Annotated in this window: 21 protein-coding genes and 1 tRNA gene; 12 read left to right on the plus strand and 10 right to left on the minus strand. The window is 39.9% G+C overall.

What is annotated here, in order from left to right; translation table 11 throughout:
* Positions 1-118: 118 nt before the first annotated feature.
* Positions 119-1,138: a tRNA dihydrouridine synthase DusB gene (gene dusB / locus F903_RS07785; RefSeq protein ID WP_034595119.1), complete on the plus strand. Its 1,020-nt coding sequence runs from the start codon at positions 119-121 to the stop codon at positions 1,136-1,138.
* 62 nt (positions 1,139-1,200) lie between these two features.
* Here the strand turns inward: dusB and oxyR are convergent, their stop codons facing one another.
* The 4 genes from oxyR to rubA all read right to left on the minus strand — a co-directional run bounded on the left by oxyR (position 1,201) and on the right by rubA (position 4,564).
* Positions 1,201-2,106 carry a LysR family transcriptional regulator OxyR gene (gene oxyR, locus F903_RS07790; protein ID WP_005196035.1) on the minus strand — a complete coding sequence of 302 codons (906 nt, stop codon included), beginning with the start codon at positions 2,104-2,106 and terminating at the stop codon, positions 1,201-1,203.
* Between the two features lie 6 nt (positions 2,107-2,112).
* A complete protein-coding gene (locus tag F903_RS07795; RefSeq protein ID WP_004668810.1) occupies positions 2,113-3,057 on the minus strand; it encodes an alpha/beta fold hydrolase in 945 nt (314 codons plus the stop codon).
* 83 nt (positions 3,058-3,140) lie between these two features.
* The gene (gene rubB, locus F903_RS07800) at positions 3,141-4,322 is read right to left on the minus strand and encodes a rubredoxin reductase RubB (RefSeq protein ID WP_005196037.1); all 1,182 of its coding nucleotides are present in this window, start codon (positions 4,320-4,322) and stop codon (positions 3,141-3,143) included.
* Between the two features lie 77 nt (positions 4,323-4,399).
* Positions 4,400-4,564 carry a rubredoxin RubA gene (gene rubA / locus F903_RS07805; RefSeq protein ID WP_004663059.1) on the minus strand — a complete coding sequence of 55 codons (165 nt, stop codon included), beginning with the start codon at positions 4,562-4,564 and terminating at the stop codon, positions 4,400-4,402.
* A 347-nt stretch (positions 4,565-4,911) separates the two neighbouring features.
* Between rubA and F903_RS07810 the strand changes: the two genes are divergently transcribed.
* A complete protein-coding gene (locus F903_RS07810; RefSeq protein ID WP_005196039.1) occupies positions 4,912-5,349 on the plus strand; it encodes an SRPBCC family protein in 438 nt (145 codons plus the stop codon).
* Between the two features lie 162 nt (positions 5,350-5,511).
* Complete coding sequence (gene lysS / locus F903_RS07815) at positions 5,512-7,038, plus strand: lysine--tRNA ligase (RefSeq protein WP_005196041.1); 1,527 nt, start codon at positions 5,512-5,514, stop codon at positions 7,036-7,038.
* 65 nt (positions 7,039-7,103) lie between these two features.
* On the opposite strand, the gene F903_RS07820 is transcribed toward lysS, so the two are convergent.
* Entirely contained in the window at positions 7,104-7,601 is a 498-nt protein-coding gene (locus F903_RS07820; RefSeq protein ID WP_005196050.1) for a DUF2059 domain-containing protein, read from the minus strand.
* A 167-nt stretch (positions 7,602-7,768) separates the two neighbouring features.
* On the opposite strand from F903_RS07820, the gene F903_RS07825 reads away from it, so the two are divergent.
* The 6 genes from F903_RS07825 (at position 7,769) to F903_RS07845 (ending at position 13,151) form a co-directional block, all read left to right on the plus strand.
* Positions 7,769-9,214 (plus strand): capsule assembly Wzi family protein, encoded by a 1,446-nt coding sequence (locus F903_RS07825; protein ID WP_005196052.1) that lies wholly within the window; start codon positions 7,769-7,771, stop codon positions 9,212-9,214.
* 255 nt (positions 9,215-9,469) lie between these two features.
* Positions 9,470-9,568: a hypothetical protein gene (locus F903_RS16565; protein WP_004668798.1), complete on the plus strand. Its 99-nt coding sequence runs from the start codon at positions 9,470-9,472 to the stop codon at positions 9,566-9,568.
* The gene (gene cysD, locus F903_RS07830; protein WP_004668796.1) at positions 9,561-10,469 is read left to right on the plus strand and encodes a sulfate adenylyltransferase subunit CysD; all 909 of its coding nucleotides are present in this window, start codon (positions 9,561-9,563) and stop codon (positions 10,467-10,469) included. Before F903_RS16565 ends, cysD begins: the two co-directional genes overlap by 8 nt.
* Positions 10,470-10,552: 83 nt before the next feature.
* Complete coding sequence (gene cysN / locus F903_RS07835) at positions 10,553-12,166, plus strand: sulfate adenylyltransferase subunit CysN (RefSeq protein WP_005196055.1); 1,614 nt, start codon at positions 10,553-10,555, stop codon at positions 12,164-12,166.
* Between the two features lie 141 nt (positions 12,167-12,307).
* Complete coding sequence (locus F903_RS07840; RefSeq protein WP_004668792.1) at positions 12,308-12,823, plus strand: hypothetical protein; 516 nt, start codon at positions 12,308-12,310, stop codon at positions 12,821-12,823.
* Positions 12,824-12,887: 64 nt separating this feature from the next.
* A complete protein-coding gene (locus tag F903_RS07845) occupies positions 12,888-13,151 on the plus strand; it encodes a ribosomal protein L7/L12 (RefSeq protein ID WP_004668790.1) in 264 nt (87 codons plus the stop codon).
* A gap of 40 nt (positions 13,152-13,191) precedes the next feature.
* Here the strand turns inward: F903_RS07845 and F903_RS07850 are convergent, their stop codons facing one another.
* Both F903_RS07850 and F903_RS07855 read right to left on the minus strand, forming a co-directional pair.
* On the minus strand, positions 13,192-14,520 hold the full coding sequence (locus F903_RS07850; protein ID WP_004668788.1) for a polyamine export protein PaeA: 1,329 nt from the start codon (positions 14,518-14,520) through the stop codon (positions 13,192-13,194).
* Positions 14,521-14,652: 132 nt separating this feature from the next.
* Positions 14,653-15,642, minus strand: a complete 990-nt coding sequence (locus F903_RS07855; protein ID WP_004668785.1) for a LysR family transcriptional regulator — start codon at positions 15,640-15,642, stop codon at positions 14,653-14,655.
* 533 nt (positions 15,643-16,175) lie between these two features.
* Between F903_RS07855 and F903_RS07860 the strand changes: the two genes are divergently transcribed.
* Positions 16,176-17,777 carry an isocitrate lyase gene (locus tag F903_RS07860; protein WP_004668784.1) on the plus strand — a complete coding sequence of 534 codons (1,602 nt, stop codon included), beginning with the start codon at positions 16,176-16,178 and terminating at the stop codon, positions 17,775-17,777.
* 113 nt (positions 17,778-17,890) lie between these two features.
* Here F903_RS07860 and F903_RS07865 read toward each other — a convergent pair whose 3' ends face one another.
* The 3 genes from F903_RS07865 to cysS form a co-directional block, all read right to left on the minus strand.
* Positions 17,891-18,367 carry a copper resistance protein NlpE gene (locus F903_RS07865; protein ID WP_005196059.1) on the minus strand — a complete coding sequence of 159 codons (477 nt, stop codon included), beginning with the start codon at positions 18,365-18,367 and terminating at the stop codon, positions 17,891-17,893.
* A gap of 183 nt (positions 18,368-18,550) precedes the next feature.
* Positions 18,551-18,626: transfer RNA gene (locus tag F903_RS07870), tRNA-Gly, on the minus strand.
* Positions 18,627-18,701: 75 nt separating this feature from the next.
* Positions 18,702-20,123 carry a cysteine--tRNA ligase gene (gene cysS / locus F903_RS07875; protein WP_005196060.1) on the minus strand — a complete coding sequence of 474 codons (1,422 nt, stop codon included), beginning with the start codon at positions 20,121-20,123 and terminating at the stop codon, positions 18,702-18,704.
* A 266-nt stretch (positions 20,124-20,389) separates the two neighbouring features.
* On the opposite strand from cysS, the gene F903_RS07880 reads away from it, so the two are divergent.
* On the plus strand, positions 20,390-21,367 hold the full coding sequence (locus F903_RS07880; protein WP_005196061.1) for a KpsF/GutQ family sugar-phosphate isomerase: 978 nt from the start codon (positions 20,390-20,392) through the stop codon (positions 21,365-21,367).
* A 3-nt stretch (positions 21,368-21,370) separates the two neighbouring features.
* Positions 21,371-21,910: a KdsC family phosphatase gene (locus F903_RS07885; RefSeq protein WP_004668776.1), complete on the plus strand. Its 540-nt coding sequence runs from the start codon at positions 21,371-21,373 to the stop codon at positions 21,908-21,910.
* Positions 21,911-21,918 lie beyond the last annotated feature (8 nt).

Below are 21,918 nucleotides of genomic sequence, written 5' to 3' on the forward strand. Positions count from 1 at the left end.
ACAAAGGTTTTAAGGTGTAAGTAGGGTGCAACGAAATAGCATTGAAAGTCAAGAATACCCGACTAAACGAGAGTAAACGAGGTTTAAGAAATTGAGTCAAAACAACACAATTAAAGAATTGTTTGATAAATCAATAGATAAGAAACTTTGGGTCGCTCCTATGGCGGGTGTAACTGACCGACCGTTTAGAACGCTGTGCAAATACTTTGGTGCAGGACATGCCGTTAGTGAAATGATGACGGCCGATAAAACCTTACGCATGACTAAAAAAAGCTTATATCGAGCAAATTTCGATGGTGAGCTTGCGCCGATTTCTGCACAGATTGCGGGTTCTGATCCAGAGCAGCTCGCTGAAGCCGCGCGTTATCAGGTTGCCAATGGTGCACAAATTGTTGATATCAATATGGGATGTCCAGCAAAAAAAGTCTGCAACAAACTCGCAGGCTCAGCGTTGTTGCAAGATGAAGACCTCGTTGCTCGTATTTTGGATACCGTAGTGGCCGCAGTTGATGTTCCTGTGACTTTAAAAACTCGACTTGGTTTTTTAAATGGCGAAGAAAATATTTTACGTGTTGCTAAACGTGCAGAACAAGCGGGGGTTGCTGCTTTAGCTTTGCATGGGCGAACCCGCGAAGATATGTATTTAAATAACGCACGTTATGAACTGATCAAACGAGTAAAAGAAATTCTGAGTATTCCTGTGATCGCCAATGGTGATATCGATAGTCCTGAAAAAGCCAAATATGTTTTGGACTATACGGGGGCAGATGCCATTATGATTGGCCGTGCTGCGCAGGGACGACCTTGGATATTTAGAGAAATCGGTCATTATCTGCAAACAGGCGAACATCTGGCCGCACCAGATATTGCTGAAGTGAAAATGGTTTTATTGGGGCATTTGGCTGAGCTTTACCAGTTTTATGGTGAGTATTCTGGTTGTCGTATTGCGCGTAAACATATTGCTTGGTATACCAAAGGTTTACGTTCAAGTAACGAGTTTCGTCAAAATATGTATAAGGTTGAAAGTACGGCCGATCAAGCAAAAGTGGTGGAGTCTTACTTTGATCAACTGCTTGATCAAGGTCAGCGGATGAGTGATGTGCAGGTTGAGCAGGTTAATTTGTTAGAGATAAAATGATCATTGATTTATTTTAGTTGAAAGTAGCCTGTAGTTGAATCGCTCAACTACAGGCTTTTTAATTATTCTAAATGTGATGTGATTTTTTTAAGAATATCTAAGATCACATCAAACTCACTTTGTAGTGGGGTGCTTTTACGGGTAATTAATGCAAGTGTGCGGCTTGGTGCATCCTGAATTGATTTAATCGCAATCGCATCATTGCCACTCAGCATACTGTTTTTGATTGCAATTTCAGGTAGTAGCGTAAAGCCAAGATCAGAAGATACCATCTCGACTAAGGTCGGTAAGGAACTTGCTTTTAAGCGGTGATCATTTTTACGCTCACCGACAGGGCAGGTACTTAAAGCATGATCACGTAAACAATGACCTTCTTCGAGTAACATTAAACGGGTCAGATCAAGATCATCTAAACTGTTTGCATGAATCGCATTACTATCATTTTTGTTGTAAACAAGCGACAAGTGCTCTTTCGCGATTTCAGAGACTTTTAGACCACGTGTATCAAAAGGTAGTGCCAGCACAATCATGTCAAGATTGCCATGTTCGAGCTTTTCTACAATTTTTTCACTTTGCGCTTCATGGAGATGCAGTTGGATTTTGGGTAAGTGTTGATGAACTTCATCAAGCAACTGAGTCAAAATAAACGGCGCAATGGTTGGAATGATACCCAGATGCAAATCACCAGTTAGTGGTTCACTCATTTCTCGACTTAAGCGCATGAGGTCCTGTGCATCAGCCAATAACACACGTGCGCGCGCTACAACTTGTTCACCTAAAGGGGTTAAGCGAACGTTTTGACGATCACGTTCAACTAAGACGCCACCTAACAGACGCTCTAATTCCATAATCCCCCCAGACAATGTGGACTGGGTAACAAATGAACGGCGTGCTGCTTCAGTAAAATGTAATGTTTCTGACAACGTAACTAAATATGATAGCTGTCTTAATGAGGGTAATGCAGCCATAGTGTCCTAGTGTGATGATCTAAAATGATGAACAAACAAACCGCTAAGTTGAGGAATGAAATGTGCTGGAATATCATGCCCCATTCCTTGAATTAATTCAAACTTAGCACCAGAAATTGCTTTTGCAACTGCTTTCCCATGACTTGGTGGTAACAAACGATCTTTTGAACCATGTACAACCAAGGTTGGTTGAGTAATATTCTTGTTTAAAGGTAACAAAGAACCCGTACATAATATTGCTAAAAATTGTTGAAGTACACCCGCTGGATAAAAACTACGGCGATATAATTTACGAATGGTTTGAATTGTTTCGAGTTGGTTCACATAACCTGGCGAGCCAATAATTTGAAATACTTTTAAACTGTGATTAACAATTGCTTCTTCATCATGCGCTTCAGGTCTACCGAGTAAACTAAAAAGTTGCTTTGGATGAGGTAATTTTAGAAAGGGCTGATTATTACTGGTAAATAATAAGCCAACCTTTTCGACTTTCTCAGGATATTTTGCTGCAACGATTTGGGAAATCATACCACCCATTGATGCACCTAAAATATAGGTTTTCCCGAGACCTAATTGGTCAATCAACATCGCCACATCATCAGCCATATCATACAGCGTATAAGGCGCACCTTCATTGCCTAAGCCCAACATAAAGCGACTCATCAATTTCATGGTGTTGAGGCGTTGTTTTTTATTACGAATTTTTGAAGATAAACCGATATCACGATTATCAAAACGAATAACCCGAAAACCTTGATCAATCAAAGATTTACAAAAAAAATCAGGCCAAAACAGCATTTGAGCACCCAATCCCATAATCAGCAAAATCGTTGGGTGTTCAGGGTTGCCTCCAATTTCAACATGTAACTCAATTCCATTGCCCAAAGTGACTTTGGTTTCTTGCATAAATGAAGTATAAGGCGACGCATTGAATTGAAAGGCACTGTTCATGGGATTTGTTCCGAGTTGAATTCTTTTTATCAATCGTGAGTTTGTTGGTCTTGATTTCACAACAAACTCATTATAGTTAGATTTTAAACTTGTACAGGAATTAAATCTGGAACAAGTTTGGTTAAAGTTAAACGTTGTTTACTTGCTGTTGCACCGAGCAGGACAAAACCTCTTAATGTACCTTCAGCATCATTGGCTTTTGCAAGCATACCATCATCAAATTCTTCAGTTTCCCAGTTTACTTCGACACCGATTGGTGCAGGTAAAACGGTCAATGGCGCAGCTGGCGTTTTTACAGCAACTGGCATCGCAGGATAATGTACCGCAGTATTTTGACCGCTGAGTGTTTTTGCCAAAGCGCGCGCTTGTTGCATGATTGGCATCACAAATGGAAGCAGTGTGCCATTTACTTCTGCACAGTCACCAACCGCATAGATATCGGCTTGATTCGTTTCCAATAATGTATTGGTAATGATTCCACGGCTGGTTTGAATTCCTGCTGCATTGGCTAAAGCTGTATTTGGTTGTAAGCCAATTGCGGAAAGTACAATATCAGCGACTAAGGTTTTACCGTTGGCGAGAGTAACTTCGTAGTCTTCACCATTATTAATTTTAATTACTTTTTCTACCGTAGTAGATAGGGCGAATTTAATGCCTGCTTGTTCTAAGTTGGTTTTAAATGCATCTGCCACATGATTAGGCAACAAACGACCAAGCGGTTGTGGCGCGAGATCAATCACCGTGATGTCATAGTCACTATGCAATAAGTCATTCGCAAACTCACAACCAATTAATCCAGCACCTAGAATAACCACACGTTTGTCTTTACGTTTCGCTAAGTTCTCACGGAATGTGCGATAGTCGATCAGTGAGTTTACAACATGAATATCATCACTACCGTCACCAGAAATGGCTAAACGGATTGGATTTGCTCCCACCGCAAGCACCAGTTTTGAATAGGGTTGGCTAATGGTTTCACCATTTTTTTCTAATATGATTTCATGATTTTCGGCATTGATTTCTTTGACCCAAGTTTCTGCTTCAATACGCATGTTCAGTTGGGTTGCCATTTTTGCGGCATCACCCAAAGCGATTTGTTCAGGTGCTTTTTTGCCAGCAAATGCATTGGATAGCGTTGGTTTTGCATAATTTACCGCATCATCTGCACAGATCATAACGAGTTCTTGTTCTGGGCTCAGTTTGCGAAACTCACGAGCAACGGTATAACCTGCCATACCTGATCCGATGATGATGATAGGATGCATTATATTCTCCAACATTTTTTCATTTAAAAATAAATTATAGAAAAAAAGACCATGTGATCATGGCCTTTTTGACAATCTTAGATTTCAATCATTTCAAAATCAGCTTTTGAAACGCCGCAATCTGGGCAAGTCCAATCATCTGGGATGTCTTCCCATTTAGTTCCTGCTGCAATGCCGTCTTGTGGCCAACCATCTGCTTCGTCGTAAATCCACCCACAAACGATACATTGATATTTTTTCATGTGACTCTCCAAACTGATAGGTATGCTCAAATTGCCTTTCAGTAAACTATTCCATAATGTCGCTACGATCGCTGCAATACAACAAACTTGTGTTGATTGGGAGTTAGATTTTTACGCAGATCGACTTTTAAGTAAAGTAAATGCAAGAGTTTAATCATTTATAGAAAAAGTAATATGGCAATTCTAGCTGAAAGTCTTGTTATTTGTGCAATTACTCTAATTTTTATAGTCGTAAATATCACGATGTAATTTAAAAAGGTGCAAATGTATAAATATGGTTTGATTGAAAAATGAACACTTGGACTTGAGATATCATCATTATTACAACCAAGATGGAGCAATAACATATGGAAACCTTATCTTATTCGATAACAATACACGCACCTAAACAGAAAGTTTGGGATGTGTTATGGGCAACCGAAACCTATCAAACATGGACAAAGTTTTTTTCGTGCAGCTCAACGATGCAAACGGACTGGAAAGTCGGTGGCAAAACCTATTTTTGTGATGGGGAAGGAAATGGCATGGTGTCTACCATTGAACATTTAGATGAGACGAATACGGTTGTCTTTAAGCATCTCGGCATGATTATGGACAGCAAAGAAGACCTAGAGAGTGATGAGGTAAAGTCGTGGGCTGGTGCATTAGAAAAGTATCTGTTGACTGATGTCGAGGACGGTACTCAGCTTCATGTAGAAGTGGATATTCAGCCTGAATATACCGAAATGATGAATAAAGGATTTGATCAAGGATTGGCAATGGTGAAATACTTAGCTGAAAAATAAGTTAAACTTTATTGGATATTTATATTGTAATTACCCGATCGGAAAGGCTGAAAATCGATAAAGATTCGCTTTTTTCGAGATTATAAAGCTGAAATGATACGAAAATGGGTTGTGATCTGCTATTCTATTCGCCTTTATTTTTTTACTTAAATCGAGGCAGAAATGGCGCAACAAAACGCTCAATCGACTTCTGAACAAATACTTTCCGAAAACGATTTAATCGCACAGCGTCATGCCAAATTAAAGCAAATCCAAGAGACTGCAAAACAGACAGGCAAAAGCCCTTGGCCGAATACCTTTAAACGAGAGCATTATACGGCTGACTTGCAAGAACAATTCAAAGATCAAGACAAAGCACAAATTGAAGGTGCTGAAAACGTTTATGTAAAACTCGCGGGTCGTGTCATGCTCAATCGTGGATCATTTATTGTGATTCAGGATATGACAGGTCGTATCCAGTTATATGTTGACCGTAAAGGCTTAGCTGCTGACGTATTAGAAACGATTAAAAGCTTAGACTTGGGCGATATTATTGCAGCAGAAGGTTATATTGGTCGTTCGGGTAAAGGCGACTTATATGTCCACCTTGAAGGTTTTGAGTTATTAACTAAATCTTTGCGTCCACTTCCAGACAAATTCCACGGCTTAACTGACACCGAAGCAAAATATCGTAAGCGTTACTTAGACTTAATCGTAAATGAAGAAACGCGCAGAACTTTTGAGATTCGTGCTCAAGTGATCGCGGGTATGCGTAATTATTTAATCAATGAACGTTTCATGGAAGTTGAAACACCAATGATGCATGTGATTCCGGGTGGCGCATCTGCGAAGCCGTTTGTTACTCATCATAATGCTTTAGATATGGAACTCTATTTGCGTGTTGCGCCAGAGTTATATTTAAAGCGTCTGGTTGTTGGTGGCTTTGAGCGTGTGTTTGAAATTAACCGTAACTTTCGTAACGAAGGTGTTTCAACCCGTCACAACCCAGAATTCACCATGATTGAATTCTATCAAGCTTATGCAGACTATAAAGACTTGATGACACTGACTGAAAACATGCTTGAAAAGTTGGCCCTTGATATTCTGGGTACTACTGATGTGCCTTATGGTGAAGAAGTGTATAGCTTCAAAGGTCCATTCAAGAAAATCTCAATGTTTGATGCTATTCTTGAGCATAACCCAGATTTCACGCCTGAAAATGTCAATGATCGTGAATTCTTGGCAAAATTCACCAAAGACGTTTTAAAAGAGCAGGTTAAACCTGGTTTTGGTTTAGGTAAGTTACAAACCATCGTGTTTGAAGAAACAGTAGAGACTAAACTTCGTCAGCCGACATTCATCACTGAATATCCTGCTGAAACTTCACCGCTTGCTCGCCGTAATGATGATAATCCGCATATCACAGATCGTTTTGAGTTCTTTATTGGTGGTCGTGAATTGGCCAATGGTTTCTCAGAGTTAAATGATCCGATCGATCAAGCTGAACGTTTCCAAGCACAAGTTGCAGAGAAAGATGCTGGTGATGATGAAGCGATGCATTACGATGCAGACTTCATTGAAGCATTAGAATATGGCTTGCCACCGACAGCAGGTCAAGGGATTGGTATCGATCGTTTAGTGATGTTGTTTTCAAATGCAGCGAGTATTCGTGACGTTCTATTGTTCCCGCATATGCGCCGTAAAGACTAATTTGAAGTCAAATAAAAATAGCCACATCTGATTTGTGGCTATTTTTTTATGTGTGCTTTTATTTGTTATTTTTCCTGCATCTCTTTTTCCAGTTTTTCAACAGCTTGCATGATTTTAGGTGTAACTTCATTTATTTGCTTATAGCCGATTTGCATGCTCTTTTGCATGATGATAGGCATTTTATTAATCGTGGATTGCCCCACAGGTGTTTTATAAAATTTAAGCATGCCGTTGATTTCTTCTTGTGTGAATTCTTCAACATAAATTTTAATCATGTCGGGTTCTAATTTTGCCCAAGTTAGATCTTGTTGCATAATTTTTGCCAGTTCTTGAGAATAATTAATAATAGCGAGTTCTTGTTTTGTGGTTAGGTTTTGTCCTTGAGTCATTTGTTCAATACTTGAGGACATCATCATATTCATTTGTTCACTCATTTGATCGATGAGTTGTTCTGATTTGGTGATTTTCAATAACTCTTTTACCGACTCTTTCGATGCTTGTTGAGCAAAAGCTGGCATACAAATCGCTGCGCCAAGGACAAGCGTTGGAATAAGTTTTTTCATTATCTGATTTCAATAGTATTAAAGAAAAACAAAGGGTACTCAGTGATATCCTGACCTGTCAATTTTTTATCGCATGTTAAGAAATGTAATTGTTTGGTTTGGTGATTGAAAAGCATCTATAAAAAACAGATGATGTGCTCATAAATAAATTTGAGAACAGCTTAGATATGTTTTTAAAAAAATCGCTTTATGTTGCATTATTTGCTTCTCTTTCTTCTGCATCATTCGCACAAGGCATTGTGTTGAATGATGAAAACTTACGCACCGACTTGAATTGGTTGAATCAACAAGGTGTCATTCAAATCAGTACCTCAACATGGCCAATGAGTGGTGATGAGATTAAACGTGCATTATCACAGGCTCAAGTAAACAATAAAGCACAACAAAAAGTTGTGGACTCAGTCGTTCATGCATTAGCTGCTGACAATGCAACTGCTAAACTGGGTTTACATGCTGGAACTGATCTCAAAACTGTGCCACAAGCCTTTGGTGATAGCCAAAAATCTCAATACCAAGCTGCTTTAGAGTTGAATGCTGGTGGTGAAAATTGGGATGCAAAAATCAGAGTCAATGGTGAGAAAGACCCGTTGATTGATCATGGACATGATGTCAATGTTGAAGGCTCTTATATTGCTGGAAAGCTTTGGAATCAATGGGTTATCGCAGGTCAAATTCCAACGTATTGGGGGCCAGGTCATGATGGCAGTTTAATTCGTGGTGATGCTAGTCGACCTGTGTATGGTGTAACGGCACAACGCGCGGTACAAAATGCTTTCGAAACAAAATGGTTGTCTTGGATAGGTCCTTGGCAATACCAAGCTTTTGCTGGACAGCTCGATGATTATGAAGCGGTTCCAGACACAAAACTGATCGGTCTTCGTTTGACTGCTCGTCCATTCCAAGCTTTAGAGCTTGGTGCATCTCGTGCAATTCAATGGGGTGGTGATGGACGTCCTGAAAGCTTCAGCTCACTATGGGATGCGATGTTAGGAACAAGAGATAATGGTGGTCGTGGTAAACCAGATCCAGCCAATCAAATTGCAGGATTTGATGCTCGACTGTTCTTACAGCCTTTATGGAATGTGCCGATTAGCTTATATACCCAATTTGTAGGGGAAGATGAAGCCGGAGGATTACCTGCTAAATATATGTATCTCGGTGGTGCTGACTTCTCATCAAGTTATAACAACATGCCTTATCAACTTTATGCTGAGTGGGCAGACACGCGTACCAATGGTGAGGTAAAGCGGATTTCTTATAATCATCATATTTATAGAGATGGTTACTATCAACACGGCTTCCCACTCGGTCATGCAATGGGTGGGGATGGGCAAATGTATTCGGTAGGCGGTGATATTCGCTTTGATACCATGAATCGTTTAAGCGGGCGAATGTTATACGCTAAAGTCAATCAATCCGATTTAGCGATTAATTCAGCTTTTGCGAAAAATGATAAAGTTAAAGGTTTGGACCTGACGTGGACACATTATGTGAAACCAACGATTCCATTAAAAATTAATGGTTGGGTTAGTGATTCTGATGTGAATGGAAATGATGGTGGTATCTCAGTCGGTGTGGAAATTCCACTAGAGCGAAATATGTTCCGTTTCTAAGCGCTATTTGTAGAAAAAGAGGCCTATCTAGGCTTCTTTTTTTGCATGAATAAAATCATGTGAATCCTAAAATATTTAGCGTACGTTATTCAGGTTTGTTGATATTTTATTGATGTTTGCATATCACAATTTTGCATATTGATATGAAAAAACAAGCTAAAGAAGTCGATCTAAATTATTATAATGAATAAACTTTACTGGCTGGTGAATAAGCCACTAGTAAGCATATTGATATCACGAAAAATTGGAGTTGTTATGGCACTCGTTCCTCCACACGGTCTTCCAAGTGGTGGTTTAATACCACTTATAGATTTTATGGGTAACATGGATAAGGAGGTAAGTGTACATGACTGAAAATAGATTAACGCACCTCAAACAACTTGAGGCTGAAAGTATTCATATCATTCGTGAAGTTGCTGCCGAATTTGAAAACCCTGTCATGCTTTACTCGATTGGTAAAGACTCAGCGGTGATGTTGCATCTGGCTTTAAAAGCATTCTATCCAGCAAAACTTCCATTCCCACTTCTACATGTAGATACGGGTTGGAAATTTAAAGACATGATCACCTTTCGTGACAACATGGCAAAAACACATGGCTTTGATTTGATCGTGCATCAAAACAAAGAAGGTCGTGACGCTGGAATTAACCCATTTGATCATGGTAGCTCGAAATATACTGACATCATGAAAACGCAGGGTTTAAAGCAAGCTTTGGATAAATACCAATTTGATGCAGCTTTTGGTGGCGCACGCCGTGATGAAGAAAAATCACGTGCCAAAGAACGTGTTTATTCGTTCCGTGATACTAAACATCGTTGGGACCCTAAAAACCAACGTCCAGAACTTTGGAATCTCTATAACGGTAAAGTCAACAAAGGTGAAAGCATCCGTGTTTTCCCATTGTCGAACTGGACTGAGTTAGATATTTGGCAATATATCTACTTGGAAAATATTCAATTGGTTCCGCTTTATTTCTCTGCTGTTCGCCCAGTGGTTGAGCGCAGTGGCACGTTGATCATGGTGGATGATGAGCGTATGCGTTTAAAAGAAGGTGAAGTTCCACAAATGAAATCGGTACGTTTCCGTACACTTGGTTGTTACCCACTGACAGGTGCAGTTGAATCTGAAGCGGATAACTTGCCTGAAATTATCCAAGAAATGCTTTTAGCAACCAGTTCAGAGCGTCAAGGTCGTATGATTGACCATGATGAAGCCGGCTCGATGGAAAAGAAAAAGCAGGAAGGTTATTTCTAATTTCCTTAAGTAAGTCCCTCTTTTAAAAGAGGGATTTAGGGAGATTACAAAATCCGATTTCAAATTTTGTGGAGTTTTGAGCAATGTCTCATCAATCAGATCTTATTAGCCAAGATATCTTGGGTTATTTAAAACAGCATGAACAAAAAGACTTATTGCGCTTCTTAACATGCGGTAATGTCGATGATGGTAAAAGTACCTTAATTGGTCGTTTGCTTTATGATTCAAAGTTGATTTATGAAGATCAATTGCAAGCGGTCACACGTGACAGTAAAAAAGTCGGCACAACGGGTGATGCGCCTGACCTTGCTTTACTTGTCGATGGTTTACAAGCTGAACGTGAGCAGGGTATTACCATTGATGTCGCTTATCGTTATTTCTCAACCGAAAAACGTAAGTTCATCATCGCGGATACACCAGGACATGAGCAATATACTCGTAATATGGCGACAGGTGCGTCTACTGCGGATCTTGCGATTATCTTGATTGATGCACGTTATGGTGTGCAAACACAAACGCGTCGTCATACCTTTATTGCAAGTTTACTCGGTATCAAAAATATCGTGGTTGCAATTAACAAGATGGACTTGGTTGAATTCTCAGCAGTGCGTTTCAATGAAATCCAAGTGGAATATGATGCTTTTGTGAGCCAGCTTGGTGATCGTTGTCCTGAGAATATTGTCTTTGTACCGATCTCTGCGTTGAATGGTGATAACGTCGTCAATCCATCTGAAAGTACGCCGTGGTACAAGGGTCAAACCTTGATGAATATTCTTGAGTCAGTGGAAATTAAACGCGAATCAAATAAGCGAGAATTCCGTTTCCCTGTTCAATATGTCAATCGTCCTAATCTCGATTTCCGTGGCTTTGCCGGTACGATCGCATTGGGTAGCATTAATGTTGGTGATGAAATCTTAGCTTTACCATCAGGTAAAAAATCAACGGTTAAAGAGATTGTCACCTATGATGGCAATCTTGAACGTGCCTTTGCAGGCCAAGCCGTAACCTTAACTTTAAATGATGAGATTGATATTTCTCGTGGGAATGTTTTGGTGCGTGCGGGTGAGCAACCGCTGATTTCACGTAGTGTACGTGCATCTGTGGTGTGGATGACAGAACATCCTTTGGTAAAAGGCAAACTGTATAACTTGAAAGTGGGTACGCAAACTGTTCCTGCGAAAGTAACTACAATTAATTACCGTGTTAATGTAAATACCCTTGAGCATACTCAAGTTGAAGAGCTTGAGTTAAATGCCATTGCAGATGTTGTGGTCGAGTTTGATGCACCAGTGGTGTTTGACCAATATCAAGACAGTCGTTATACAGGTTCATTCATTTTCATTGATCGTTTAAGCAATGTAACGGTTGGTGCGGGTATGGTTGAAGCTGCAGTGGAATGGACTGCGCATAGCAATCCTGTGACCGCAGAAGATCGTGCTGCTCGTTTAGGTCAAAAACCTGCGGTGATTGGTGTGTCTGCACAGTTGCTCGAAAAAGCGCATGCTTTAGAGAGCTTGTTGATTCAACAAGGTGTGGTTGCAATTGCTAAAGCAGATTTAACAGTTGAGCAAATCAACTTGTTGCGTGAAACAGGTGTGGTTGTCATTACAACAACGGTTGATACTACTGATACTGAGGTAGCAGCTGAGTCAGTTGAAGATGCAGCTGAAAAGATTGTGACATTGGTTCGTCTGTAATCGCTTGGGTTTATTGAAAAGAAGCTCGCGCAAGCGGGCTTCTTTTTTGTGGTTTGTATCTAAAATCGTATTTAATTTTATCCTACTTTGATATTGCTTTTATGCGACAATAGCCCTTTATATTTTTATCCAAGGACTCCCATGACTGAGCACTCTCCTGAATCTTTAAGCGATATCGAAATTTTAGACATTTTACAGTCTATGAGAAAAGATGAGCTTGATGTTGAAGCCAAAGAGATGATCGTCAATGGTGGTAAAGCAGGTCGTCAAGAAGCACATAAACAAGCATTGGTGGCATTGCATACAAGTTTTGAAGATAAATTTGTTGAAGCTGTTACACTGGCATTGGGTTTGAATGCAGGGCAAGCAAAAAAAATCCGTTATAAAAAAGATCGTATTCGTATTTTAAAAGTACGTGGTATTGATTATCTTGCGATTGATGGTGCTGAAACTGCACAAGTACTCTCGCAAGTGGCTCAAGCAATTAGTCGTGAAGATGCAATTGTCACTGAAGGTCTGCACAATATTTTCCCGTTCTGGAAGGAAGGTTGGCCGATGGTTCAGTTTGATAACGCCTACAAGATTTTAGCTGAAGATATTTCGATTCATTATCAAGCAACACTCGATGAGTTAATTTCACTTTATGGTGGCAATTAAAACCTCATAAACGCGGTGTCCTGCTTGAATCCTCACATTGAAAATAACAAGGATTGTTGATTTTATGCGTTTAGCTACGAAGATTCCGCCAGAGGCTTTACAAGTATTACGAGAAGGTAAATTAATTGATGCCATCAAGATTACCCGTGAAAAAACGGGTTTAGGCTTAAAAGAATCAAAAGATTTGGTGGATCAATATTTACAAGATCATCCGCAAGAACAGGCGCGTATCCAAGAACAGTTGGCCCAGCGTAGTCGAGGGGGAATCAAACTTTTTGTTTTGATCTTCTTTATTTTGGCCATCTTAATTTGGTTTGTGATGAAATAAAATAAAGCCCAGTCAATGGGCTTTTTAATTCAGTGTAATTTTAATCTTCTGGAATTGAGAAGGATTCACTTTCTTGGCTAGATAGGATTTGAGTCACCAGCAGCTGATCAATCTTATAGTGATCAATATCGACCACCTCAAATTTGAAACCCGCATATTCTACAGCATCAGCGGGGCGGGGAATCTTGCGTAAACGATACATGATAAAGCCTGCGATCGTCTCGTAGTTTTCGTTTTCAGGGAATTCTTCAATTTCCAAGACATGCTTTACATCTTCTATCGGGGTACTGCCATCAATTAACCATGAATGATTATCACGTTTAATAATTTGTAGATCTTCTTCCAGCGGTGTAACCCAATCGCCCATCACCGTAATCATAATATCGCTCAAGGTAATGACACCAACCACGAATGCATATTCATTGATAACGACTGCAAATTTTTCTTTGGTTGAACGAAATCGATCCAGTACCTCTGATAAGGTTAGGGTGTCTGGAAGCATGAGAACCGTACGAATCGTGGACTCATTCAGCTGTAGCAAAGATTGATTATTTAAAATACGGACCAAAATGTCTTTGGTATCGACATAGCCAATAACTTGGTCAATATGTTCATTGCAGACTAAAAACTTTGAATAAGGGTATTCAGCTAATTTTTGGCGAATACTACTTTCATTTTCTTTCAGGGTAAAATAAACCACATTTTCTCGCGTGGTCATACTTGATGGAACAGTACGTTCTTCTAATTCAAATACATTTTCAATGAAATGATGTTCTTGTTTTTGTAAAACACCTGCTTGAGCGCCAGCATCCATGACTGCGGAAATATCATCAAAGGTAATATTGTCATCACGCACCGTATTCACTTTAAATAGGCGGAATAACAAGTTTGCGATCGCATTGATGCCCCAAGCCAAGGGTTTGCAGACCTTAATAAAGATTTGGATCGGATCGATGACACTAATCGCAATTTTTTCTGGTGCGATCATTGCCAGACGTTTTGGCATCAAATCGGCAAATAGAATAAAAAGAGACGTAACGAAAGTAAAGGAAACGGCGAAACCAATGTTTTCTAACCATGGTCCTGTATAAAAGCGACTAATCAGCTCAATAAAATGAGGCCGAAACGCTGCTTCACCTAAAATACCACCTAAAATAGCAACAGCATTTAGCCCAATTTGTGAAGCGGCAAAGAAATCAGCAGACTGTTCTTGTAGGTCGAGCACTTTTTGAGCGCGATGCTCTCCAGATTCTGCGAGAATCTTAAGTTTAACTTTGCGAGCACCTGCTAGCGCGATTTCAGTGAGTGATAAAAAGCCTGCTGCAACAATCAGCATGGCAATGATAATGATATTTTGTACGAGACTCACACGTCACCTAGATTTTCATCATTATTAATTATCATAATGTTTTAACATAAAAAAGACGCTGAGTTAATCTTTAGATCAACTCAGCACTACTCATATTTTAAAGTGAAAAGACTTTAAGGTAATGAGCTAATTTTAGTATTGTGAAAACTGTGAGTTATTTAATAAAAACTCACGGTTTTCTTCTTCAATCATTTGTCGCGCGACAAATAGAATCAGTTGTCTTAACCAACGGTGCGCTGGATGATGATGAAGTAAAGGACACCAAGCCATTTTAAGTTCAAATTCTGGAATATAAAAAGGAGGATCTTTGATGACCAGTCTTTGATTTTGTGTTTGTAGTTGTGCCATCCGTGTTGGGAGCGTTGCGATTAAATCAACATTTTGAGCTAAAAGGGCAGGCATTTGATAGTGTCGGGTAAAGACTGAAATCTTACGACGTTGACCGATACGTTCTAATGCTTGATCAATCCAACCTAAACCCGCTTGTTTGTCTGGATTTACACCGAAGCCAACGCCCATCCCTGTTTTTGATACCCAAATATGTTGAGCATCTAAATAACTTTTGAGGTTGAGGTGGGTAACGGCAGGGTGCTTATCATTTAAAATACAACTAAAGCTATCACGCCAAACTAAGACTTGGTGAAAGCTTTGCGGAATTTCATTGAAACGGTTAATGGCTAAATCGACTTTGCCTTGTTCCATGTCTCGATATGAGACATCGCTTGGGGTCAAAAAGTCGAGTACGACATTGGGTGCTTCTGAGCGTAATGCTTTGACTAAGCGAGGAACTAAAGTTGCCTCAGCATAGTCAGATGTCATAATGCGAAACACGCGAGTACTGGTGTATGGTCTGAACTCGGTACGCGGTTCCAGAATCATCGAAAGGTCTGATAGTGCATCACGAATACGAGGTTGTAATTCTAATGCACGTTCAGTCGGGGTCATGCCTTCTGATGAACGGATCAATAAAGGATCATTAAATAAATTACGTAAACGACGTAAAATATTACTCATCGCTGGTTGGGTAACACCGAGCTGTTCCGCGGCGCGTGTGACATTTTTTTCACGAAGAAGTACATCAAGATATATTAATAAATTGAGATCGACCCGTTCCAGATTCATAAAAAAAATACCGAAAATAAAATCTTTAAATTGTGCTGGATTATGACATATTTAAAGCAGTTTGCGTAACTTAATACGATATAAAAACAATTGCACAGTAATGAATGGCGTAAGCTATTGAAAGCATAATTCTGTCTTGTTCAGCAGTCAATTTGCGCTATTTTTGGGAGGAAAGAATATGGGTATAATAAAAAAGATCACAATGAAGCGCTATCGAATCGGTTTTTTTTAACGCTTTTTCTGATTTAAAGAAAGCAGATATTGCGTGTTACAACAGCATCGAGACAGTGCTGATGAACTTTTAATGAAAAAAATATAATTTAAAACAATATCTTAAATTGATTATATGTTATTGTGAATACGTCTTTATCCATGTATTTTTTAAAAAAATACTGAAGATTAACCTAGAATATTGGATAAATTCGTTTGCAAAGACTAAGCTGTGAAACATGTTGATGAAGTGCTTGAAATCTAGACTGCGAAAAGCATGATTTTTAGCAATCATTCGATGCCAATCCTCAAAGGAATATATCATGACTACATATCAAACAGCGATTGATGCAATCCGCGAACTAAAAGCAAAATTCGGCGACACTTGGCGCGATATTAGCCCAGAAGATGCTGCGCGTATGCAATTGCAAAACCAATTCAAAACAGGTCTAGATATTGCTAAATATACCGCTGCAATTATGCGTCGTGATATGGCTGAATATGATGCTGACTCTAGCAAATACACTCAATCATTAGGTTGCTGGCACGGTTTTATCGCGCAACAAAAAATGATTGCGAACAAAAAATACTTCGGTACAACTGAACGTCGTTATATCTACCTTTCTGGTTGGATGGTTGCTGCACTTCGTTCAGAATTTGGTCCACTTCCTGACCAATCTATGCATGAAAAAACTTCAGTTGCTGCGTTAATTGGTGAAATCTACACCTTCTTACGTCAAGCTGATGCGAAAGAATTAAACGATTTATTCCGCGCGCTTAAAAAAGCAAAAGAAGCGGGTGATACAGCTAAAGCTGCTGAAATCACTGCTCAAATCGATGGTTTCCAAACTCACGTTGTGCCAATTATTGCGGACATCGATGCTGGTTTCGGTAACGAAGAAGCAACTTACTTACTTGCTAAGAAAATGATCGAAGCAGGTGCTTGTGCACTTCAAATCGAAAACCAAGTATCTGACGCGAAACAATGTGGTCACCAAGCTGGTAAAGTAACAGTTCCACATGAAGACTTTATCGCTAAGATCCATGCATTACGTTATGCATTCTTAGAAATGGGTCTTGATGACGGTATCATCGTTGCACGTACTGACTCTGAAGGCGCTGACTTAACTCAAAAAATCCCAGTGGTTAAAGAGCCAGGTGACATCGCTTCTCAGTACATTAGCTATTTAGAAACTTCTGAAATTGATATTGCTGATGCTCAAGAAGACGAAATCTTGATCAAACGTAATGGTAAATTACACCGTCCTAAGCGTTTAGCTTCTGGTTTATATCAGTTCCGTGCTGACACTCAAATTGACCGTGTTGTACTTGACTGTGTATCTAGCCTTCAAAATGGTGCTGACCTTCTTTGGATCGAAACTGCGACTCCAAACGTTGACGAAATCGCTCACATGGTTAACCGTGTACGTGAAACTGTTCCAAATGCGAAGCTTGTTTATAACAACAGCCCATCATTCAACTGGACTTTAAACTTCCGTCAACAAGCTTACGATCGTTGGGTTGCTGAAGGTAAAGACGTTTCTGCTTACGACCGTGCTAAATTAATGAGCGCTGAGTACGATGAGACTGAATTGGCTGCTGATGCTGATGCTAAAATCCGTACTTTCCAAGCAGATGCTTCTCGTGAAGCGGGTGTGTTCCATCACTTGATCACACTTCCGACTTACCATACTGCTGCGCTTTCTACTCATGAGCTTGCACAAGGTTACTTCGGTTCTGAAGGTATGTTGGCTTATGTTGCTGGCGTACAACGTAAAGAAATCCGCGGTGGTATCGCATGTGTTAAACACCAAGCAATGGCTGGTTCTGACATCGGTGATGACCATAAAGAAATCTTCGCTGGCGACAATGCATTGAAAGCTGGTGATGATTCTAAAAACACAATGAACCAATTCGGTGGCTAAGCCCTGATTTGATTCAAAAAAAACCCTGCTGATAAAGCAGGGTTTTTTTATACTTAGATTGATATTTACCGATAAAAAATGCTCACAATGTGTGAGCATTCATCGCAGAAAAATTATTCTGCTTCTTTGTTGAGTTGGTATTTATCTGCGAGTGCACCTGTGATTTCATTGCCTTCTAAATCAAGTGCTTTTAAGTAGCCTTCGGCAACAAAGTATTTGCGGCTATCACCAGCTTTGTCTAGTTCAATAATAGATGTGTTGTTGCGATCAAACTGGAAGCTACCTTTACTTTCAAAAGATTTCCCATCACCTTTACCGAGATAAGTTTCTTCTAATTCAAAAGTTTTATCCGAATTAAGCTCTAGTTTTGTTTCGATACCTTCACAATCGGCGCAAGGTAATACACCTTTATAGCTACCATTCCAATCTAAAGAGTTTTCTGCGGTATGTTCACGATCGATCATCGGTTCAGATGCAGCCTCTGTTGTTACTGCAGGAGGGGTTGAGTGGTCATCTTTTGGTGTTTCTGACTTATTACAAGCCACTAGAAATACAGATGCAAGCGAAACTGCGATTATTGATTTTTTCATCTTAGATACAACCCTGTGAAAATATTGATACCCAAGTTATGAGATTTTAAAAGAAAATAATAGTAGGGGAGTGTAAGTGTTATTTAATTTTTGGTAAAACAGGACGGTTAAGATGAAACTGAGATGTATCAAATATATAAGAAGAAAGGCACCTATCTTTCGATAGGTGCCTTTCTTTGAATCTGGAGCGGGAAAGGAGACTCGAACTCCCGACCCCAACCTTGGCAAGGTTATGCTCTACCAACTGAGCTATTCCCGCAATATGGACGCATTATAGAGTGTTTAATAAAACTGTCAACTCTATAAGTTGTTGATTGGTTGTTTTTTGACTAAATTAGTCAGCGCGACGCCAAATCGTGCCTTGACGGCTATCTTCAAGTACCACACCTTGATCGAGCAAGGATTGACGAATTGCATCTGCCTTCGCAAAGTCTTTGGCTTTTTTTGCATCTACACGTTGTTGTATGAAATCTTCAATTTCTGTATCAGATAGAGAAAGGGCTTCTTGACCAATATTAGACTTTAAAAAATCATCTACATCGTGTTGAACTAAAGCTAAAACATTGGTTAGGTTTCGTAGCGTAGAGTATAGAACGGTCGCTTGTTCAGCCTGTTCGTCTTTTACAGCACGATTCAATTCTTTATTTAGTTCAAATAATACCGCCATCGCTTCAGCAGTATTAAAGTCATCTCGCATGGCATTGTTAAAACGTTCAACGAAACTGGCTTCTAATGTTTCAACTGTTTTTTGTCCATAAACTTGTTGATAGGCTTTAAAAGAATGATAAAAACGGCTAAGAGCTGTTTTGGCTTCTTTTAATGCAACATCGGAAAAGTTGACTGGACTACGATAATGCGACGACACGATGAAATAGCGAATGACTTCGGGATGGAATTTTTCCATCACATCACGAATGGTAAAGAAGTTGCCTAAAGATTTAGACATTTTCTCGCCATCAACATTGATGAAACCAACGTGCATCCAATAATTTACATATTGTTCGCCAGTAGAAGCTTCACTTTGCGCGATTTCATTCTCATGGTGTGGGAACATCAGATCTGAGCCGCCACCATGAATGTCAAAGTGATTGCCTAAGCAGCAGGTCGACATGGCAGAACATTCGATATGCCAACCGGGACGACCATTGCCCCAAGGAGAAGCCCAAGCAGGTTCATTGGCTTTGGCGTGTTTCCAAAGTACAAAATCAAAAGGGTGTTTTTTATCAACTTCGACATCAACACGTTCTGATGCACCTGCTTGCATATCATCTAGTTTGCGACCTGATAAGCGACCATATTTATTGAATTTAGTCACTTCAAAATAGACATCACCATTTGCAGCAGGATAAGCCGCACCTTTATCTACTAAAGTGCTGATCATGCTTTGCATCTGATCAATATAATCTGTCGCTTTCGGTGCTTCATCAGGTGCGATACAGCCTAAGTTTGTCGCATCTTCATTCATTGCCTCAATAAATCGAGCAGTGAGTTGTTGAATGCTTTCACCATTTTCATTGGCACGAGCAATGATTTTGTCGTCTATGTCAGTAATGTTGCGAATGTAGCGAACTTTCCAGCCTTGACTACGCAAGAAGCGGGTAATGAAGTCGAATGCAACCATAACGCGAGCATGTCCAATATGACAGTAATCGTATACGGTCATACCACAGACATAGATATCGATTTGTCCTTCGTTACGTGGGACAAATTCAACTTTTTTACGTTGCTCTGAGTTATATAAAACAAAAGGTTGCATAAGGGTTTTCAAACACTCTACAAAAATCGTGATTCATCATAACGTATGCACCATATTTCATAAAGTTGTCTGGAGAAAAAAGATCAGAGGGAACAAGTATTTTTATTATGGTTGATTTTAGCTTGTTTTATATCTCTTCATCTTCCTTGAAAACTTATACATTTAGAAACGTGTATAATTCACAGTTATGCTAGAATCTGCCGTATTCTTTTGATTAAAATTATCTACTATCAAGTGGATTGAGCATTACTTTGAGTCAAACTCACATGTCACAAGTCATAAATTTCCAAAAAAGCGCATTGGAAACCTTGCGTATTGAACAACAAGCCATAGAAGTGCTTGCCACACAAATTGATGAGCGCTTTGATCGTGCATGTGAAATCTTATTGCAGTGCAAAGGGCGCGTCGTGATCACGGGTATGGGCAAATCAGGTCATATCGGTCGCAAAATGGCAGCAACTTTTGCTTCAACAGGCACGCCATCATTCTTTATGCATCCGGGTGAGGCAGGACATGGTGACTTAGGCATGTTGGTGCGTGGAGATGTTTTGATTGCGATTTCTAACTCTGGAAAGAGTGATGAAATTATGATGTTGATGCCTTTGATCAAGCATCTAGAAGTGCCTTTGATTACCATTAGTCGTGATGATAAAGGTCCAATGCCACAAAATGCAGATATTCCGCTGACACTAGGTTTAGCGGATGAAGCTTGTCCTTTAGGTTTAGCACCGACATCGAGTACCACCGCAACACTTGTGTTAGGTGATACTTTGGCAGTTGCGTTATTGGAAGCGCGTGGATTTACCGCTGATGATTTTGCGCGTTCACATCCAGCGGGTGCGTTGGGCAAGCGTTTACTTCTACATGTGAAGCACTTGATGCATACCGGTGCAGAGTTGCCAAAAGTTCATCCTGATACACCGATGAATAAGGTGCTGTACGAGATTTCTGATAAACGGCTGGGCCTGACCACTGTTGTTGATGAGCAAGATACCTTATTGGGGATTTTTACTGATGGTGATTTGCGTCGAATGATCGATCGGCAACAGGGTTTTGATGTGAATGCTGCTGTATCCGCTGTGATGACGGAAAATCCGATGACGATTTCTCAAGAAGCTCGAGCAGTGGAAGCATTGGAAAAAATGCATGAGAAAAAAATTAACCAATTCGTTGTTGTTGATGATGCTAAAAAAGTAATTGGTGTTATTAGTATGCACGATCTTATTGAAGCTGGAGTAAATTAAGCCATGGCATCGTATGCTTTACAAGAACAAGCACGTCATTTACAAGCACTGGTGCTTGATGTGGATGGGATTTTAAGCGATGGCTTTGTAACCTTAACCAATTCTGGCGATGAAATTAAATCATTTGATATTCGCGATGGTTTAGGGATGAAATTGGTTCAAAAAGCGGGCATGAAAGTGATTATTATCACAGGCCGTAAAAGTCATATTGTTGAAAAACGTATGTCGGATTTGGGCGTAGATTTGGTTTTCCAAGGGCGTGAAGATAAAGGCGTGGCACTACGTGAAGCTTGTGCGCAGTTCAATATCTTACCTGAAGACTGCTTATATATGGGCGATGATTGGCCTGATTTATCTGCATTTGCCATTGCGGGTATGAGTATTACAGTGCCGAATGGCCATGAAGAAGTACGTCGACGTGCCCACTTGGTGACGCAAGCAATGGGTGGCCGTGGGGCTGTAAGAGAGGTCTGTGATATGTTATTGATGGCAAAAGGTGTTTACCAAGAGCTGCTTGAAAAATATCTTGCGGTACCACATTAATATACTTA

The sequence above is a fragment of the Acinetobacter sp. NIPH 298 genome, from assembly GCF_000369505.1.
Classification (GTDB): Bacteria; Pseudomonadota; Gammaproteobacteria; order Pseudomonadales; family Moraxellaceae; genus Acinetobacter.

Bases quoted from the DNA above. Each gene is read 5' to 3' on its own strand.
- F903_RS07825 (WP_005196052.1), top strand. From the start codon at position 7,769: ATGTTTTTAAAAAAATCGCTTTATGTTGCATTATTTGCTTCTCTTTCT.
- rubB (WP_005196037.1), bottom strand. From the start codon at position 4,322: ATGCATCCTATCATCATCATCGGATCAGGTATGGCAGGTTATACCGTT.
- F903_RS16565 (WP_004668798.1), top strand. From the start codon at position 9,470: ATGGCACTCGTTCCTCCACACGGTCTTCCAAGTGGTGGTTTAATACCA.
- cysD (WP_004668796.1), top strand. From the start codon at position 9,561: ATGACTGAAAATAGATTAACGCACCTCAAACAACTTGAGGCTGAAAGT.
- F903_RS07885 (WP_004668776.1), top strand. From the start codon at position 21,371: ATGGCATCGTATGCTTTACAAGAACAAGCACGTCATTTACAAGCACTG.
- lysS (WP_005196041.1), top strand. From the start codon at position 5,512: ATGGCGCAACAAAACGCTCAATCGACTTCTGAACAAATACTTTCCGAA.
- cysN (WP_005196055.1), top strand. From the start codon at position 10,553: ATGTCTCATCAATCAGATCTTATTAGCCAAGATATCTTGGGTTATTTA.
- cysS (WP_005196060.1), bottom strand. From the start codon at position 20,123: ATGCAACCTTTTGTTTTATATAACTCAGAGCAACGTAAAAAAGTTGAA.
- F903_RS07865 (WP_005196059.1), bottom strand. From the start codon at position 18,367: ATGAAAAAATCAATAATCGCAGTTTCGCTTGCATCTGTATTTCTAGTG.
- F903_RS07795 (WP_004668810.1), bottom strand. From the start codon at position 3,057: ATGAACAGTGCCTTTCAATTCAATGCGTCGCCTTATACTTCATTTATG.
- rubA (WP_004663059.1), bottom strand. From the start codon at position 4,564: ATGAAAAAATATCAATGTATCGTTTGTGGGTGGATTTACGACGAAGCA.
- oxyR (WP_005196035.1), bottom strand. From the start codon at position 2,106: ATGGCTGCATTACCCTCATTAAGACAGCTATCATATTTAGTTACGTTG.
- F903_RS07820 (WP_005196050.1), bottom strand. From the start codon at position 7,601: ATGAAAAAACTTATTCCAACGCTTGTCCTTGGCGCAGCGATTTGTATG.
- F903_RS07860 (WP_004668784.1), top strand. From the start codon at position 16,176: ATGACTACATATCAAACAGCGATTGATGCAATCCGCGAACTAAAAGCA.
- F903_RS07855 (WP_004668785.1), bottom strand. From the start codon at position 15,642: ATGAATCTGGAACGGGTCGATCTCAATTTATTAATATATCTTGATGTA.
- F903_RS07845 (WP_004668790.1), top strand. From the start codon at position 12,888: ATGCGTTTAGCTACGAAGATTCCGCCAGAGGCTTTACAAGTATTACGA.
- F903_RS07810 (WP_005196039.1), top strand. From the start codon at position 4,912: ATGGAAACCTTATCTTATTCGATAACAATACACGCACCTAAACAGAAA.
- F903_RS07840 (WP_004668792.1), top strand. From the start codon at position 12,308: ATGACTGAGCACTCTCCTGAATCTTTAAGCGATATCGAAATTTTAGAC.
- F903_RS07880 (WP_005196061.1), top strand. From the start codon at position 20,390: ATGTCACAAGTCATAAATTTCCAAAAAAGCGCATTGGAAACCTTGCGT.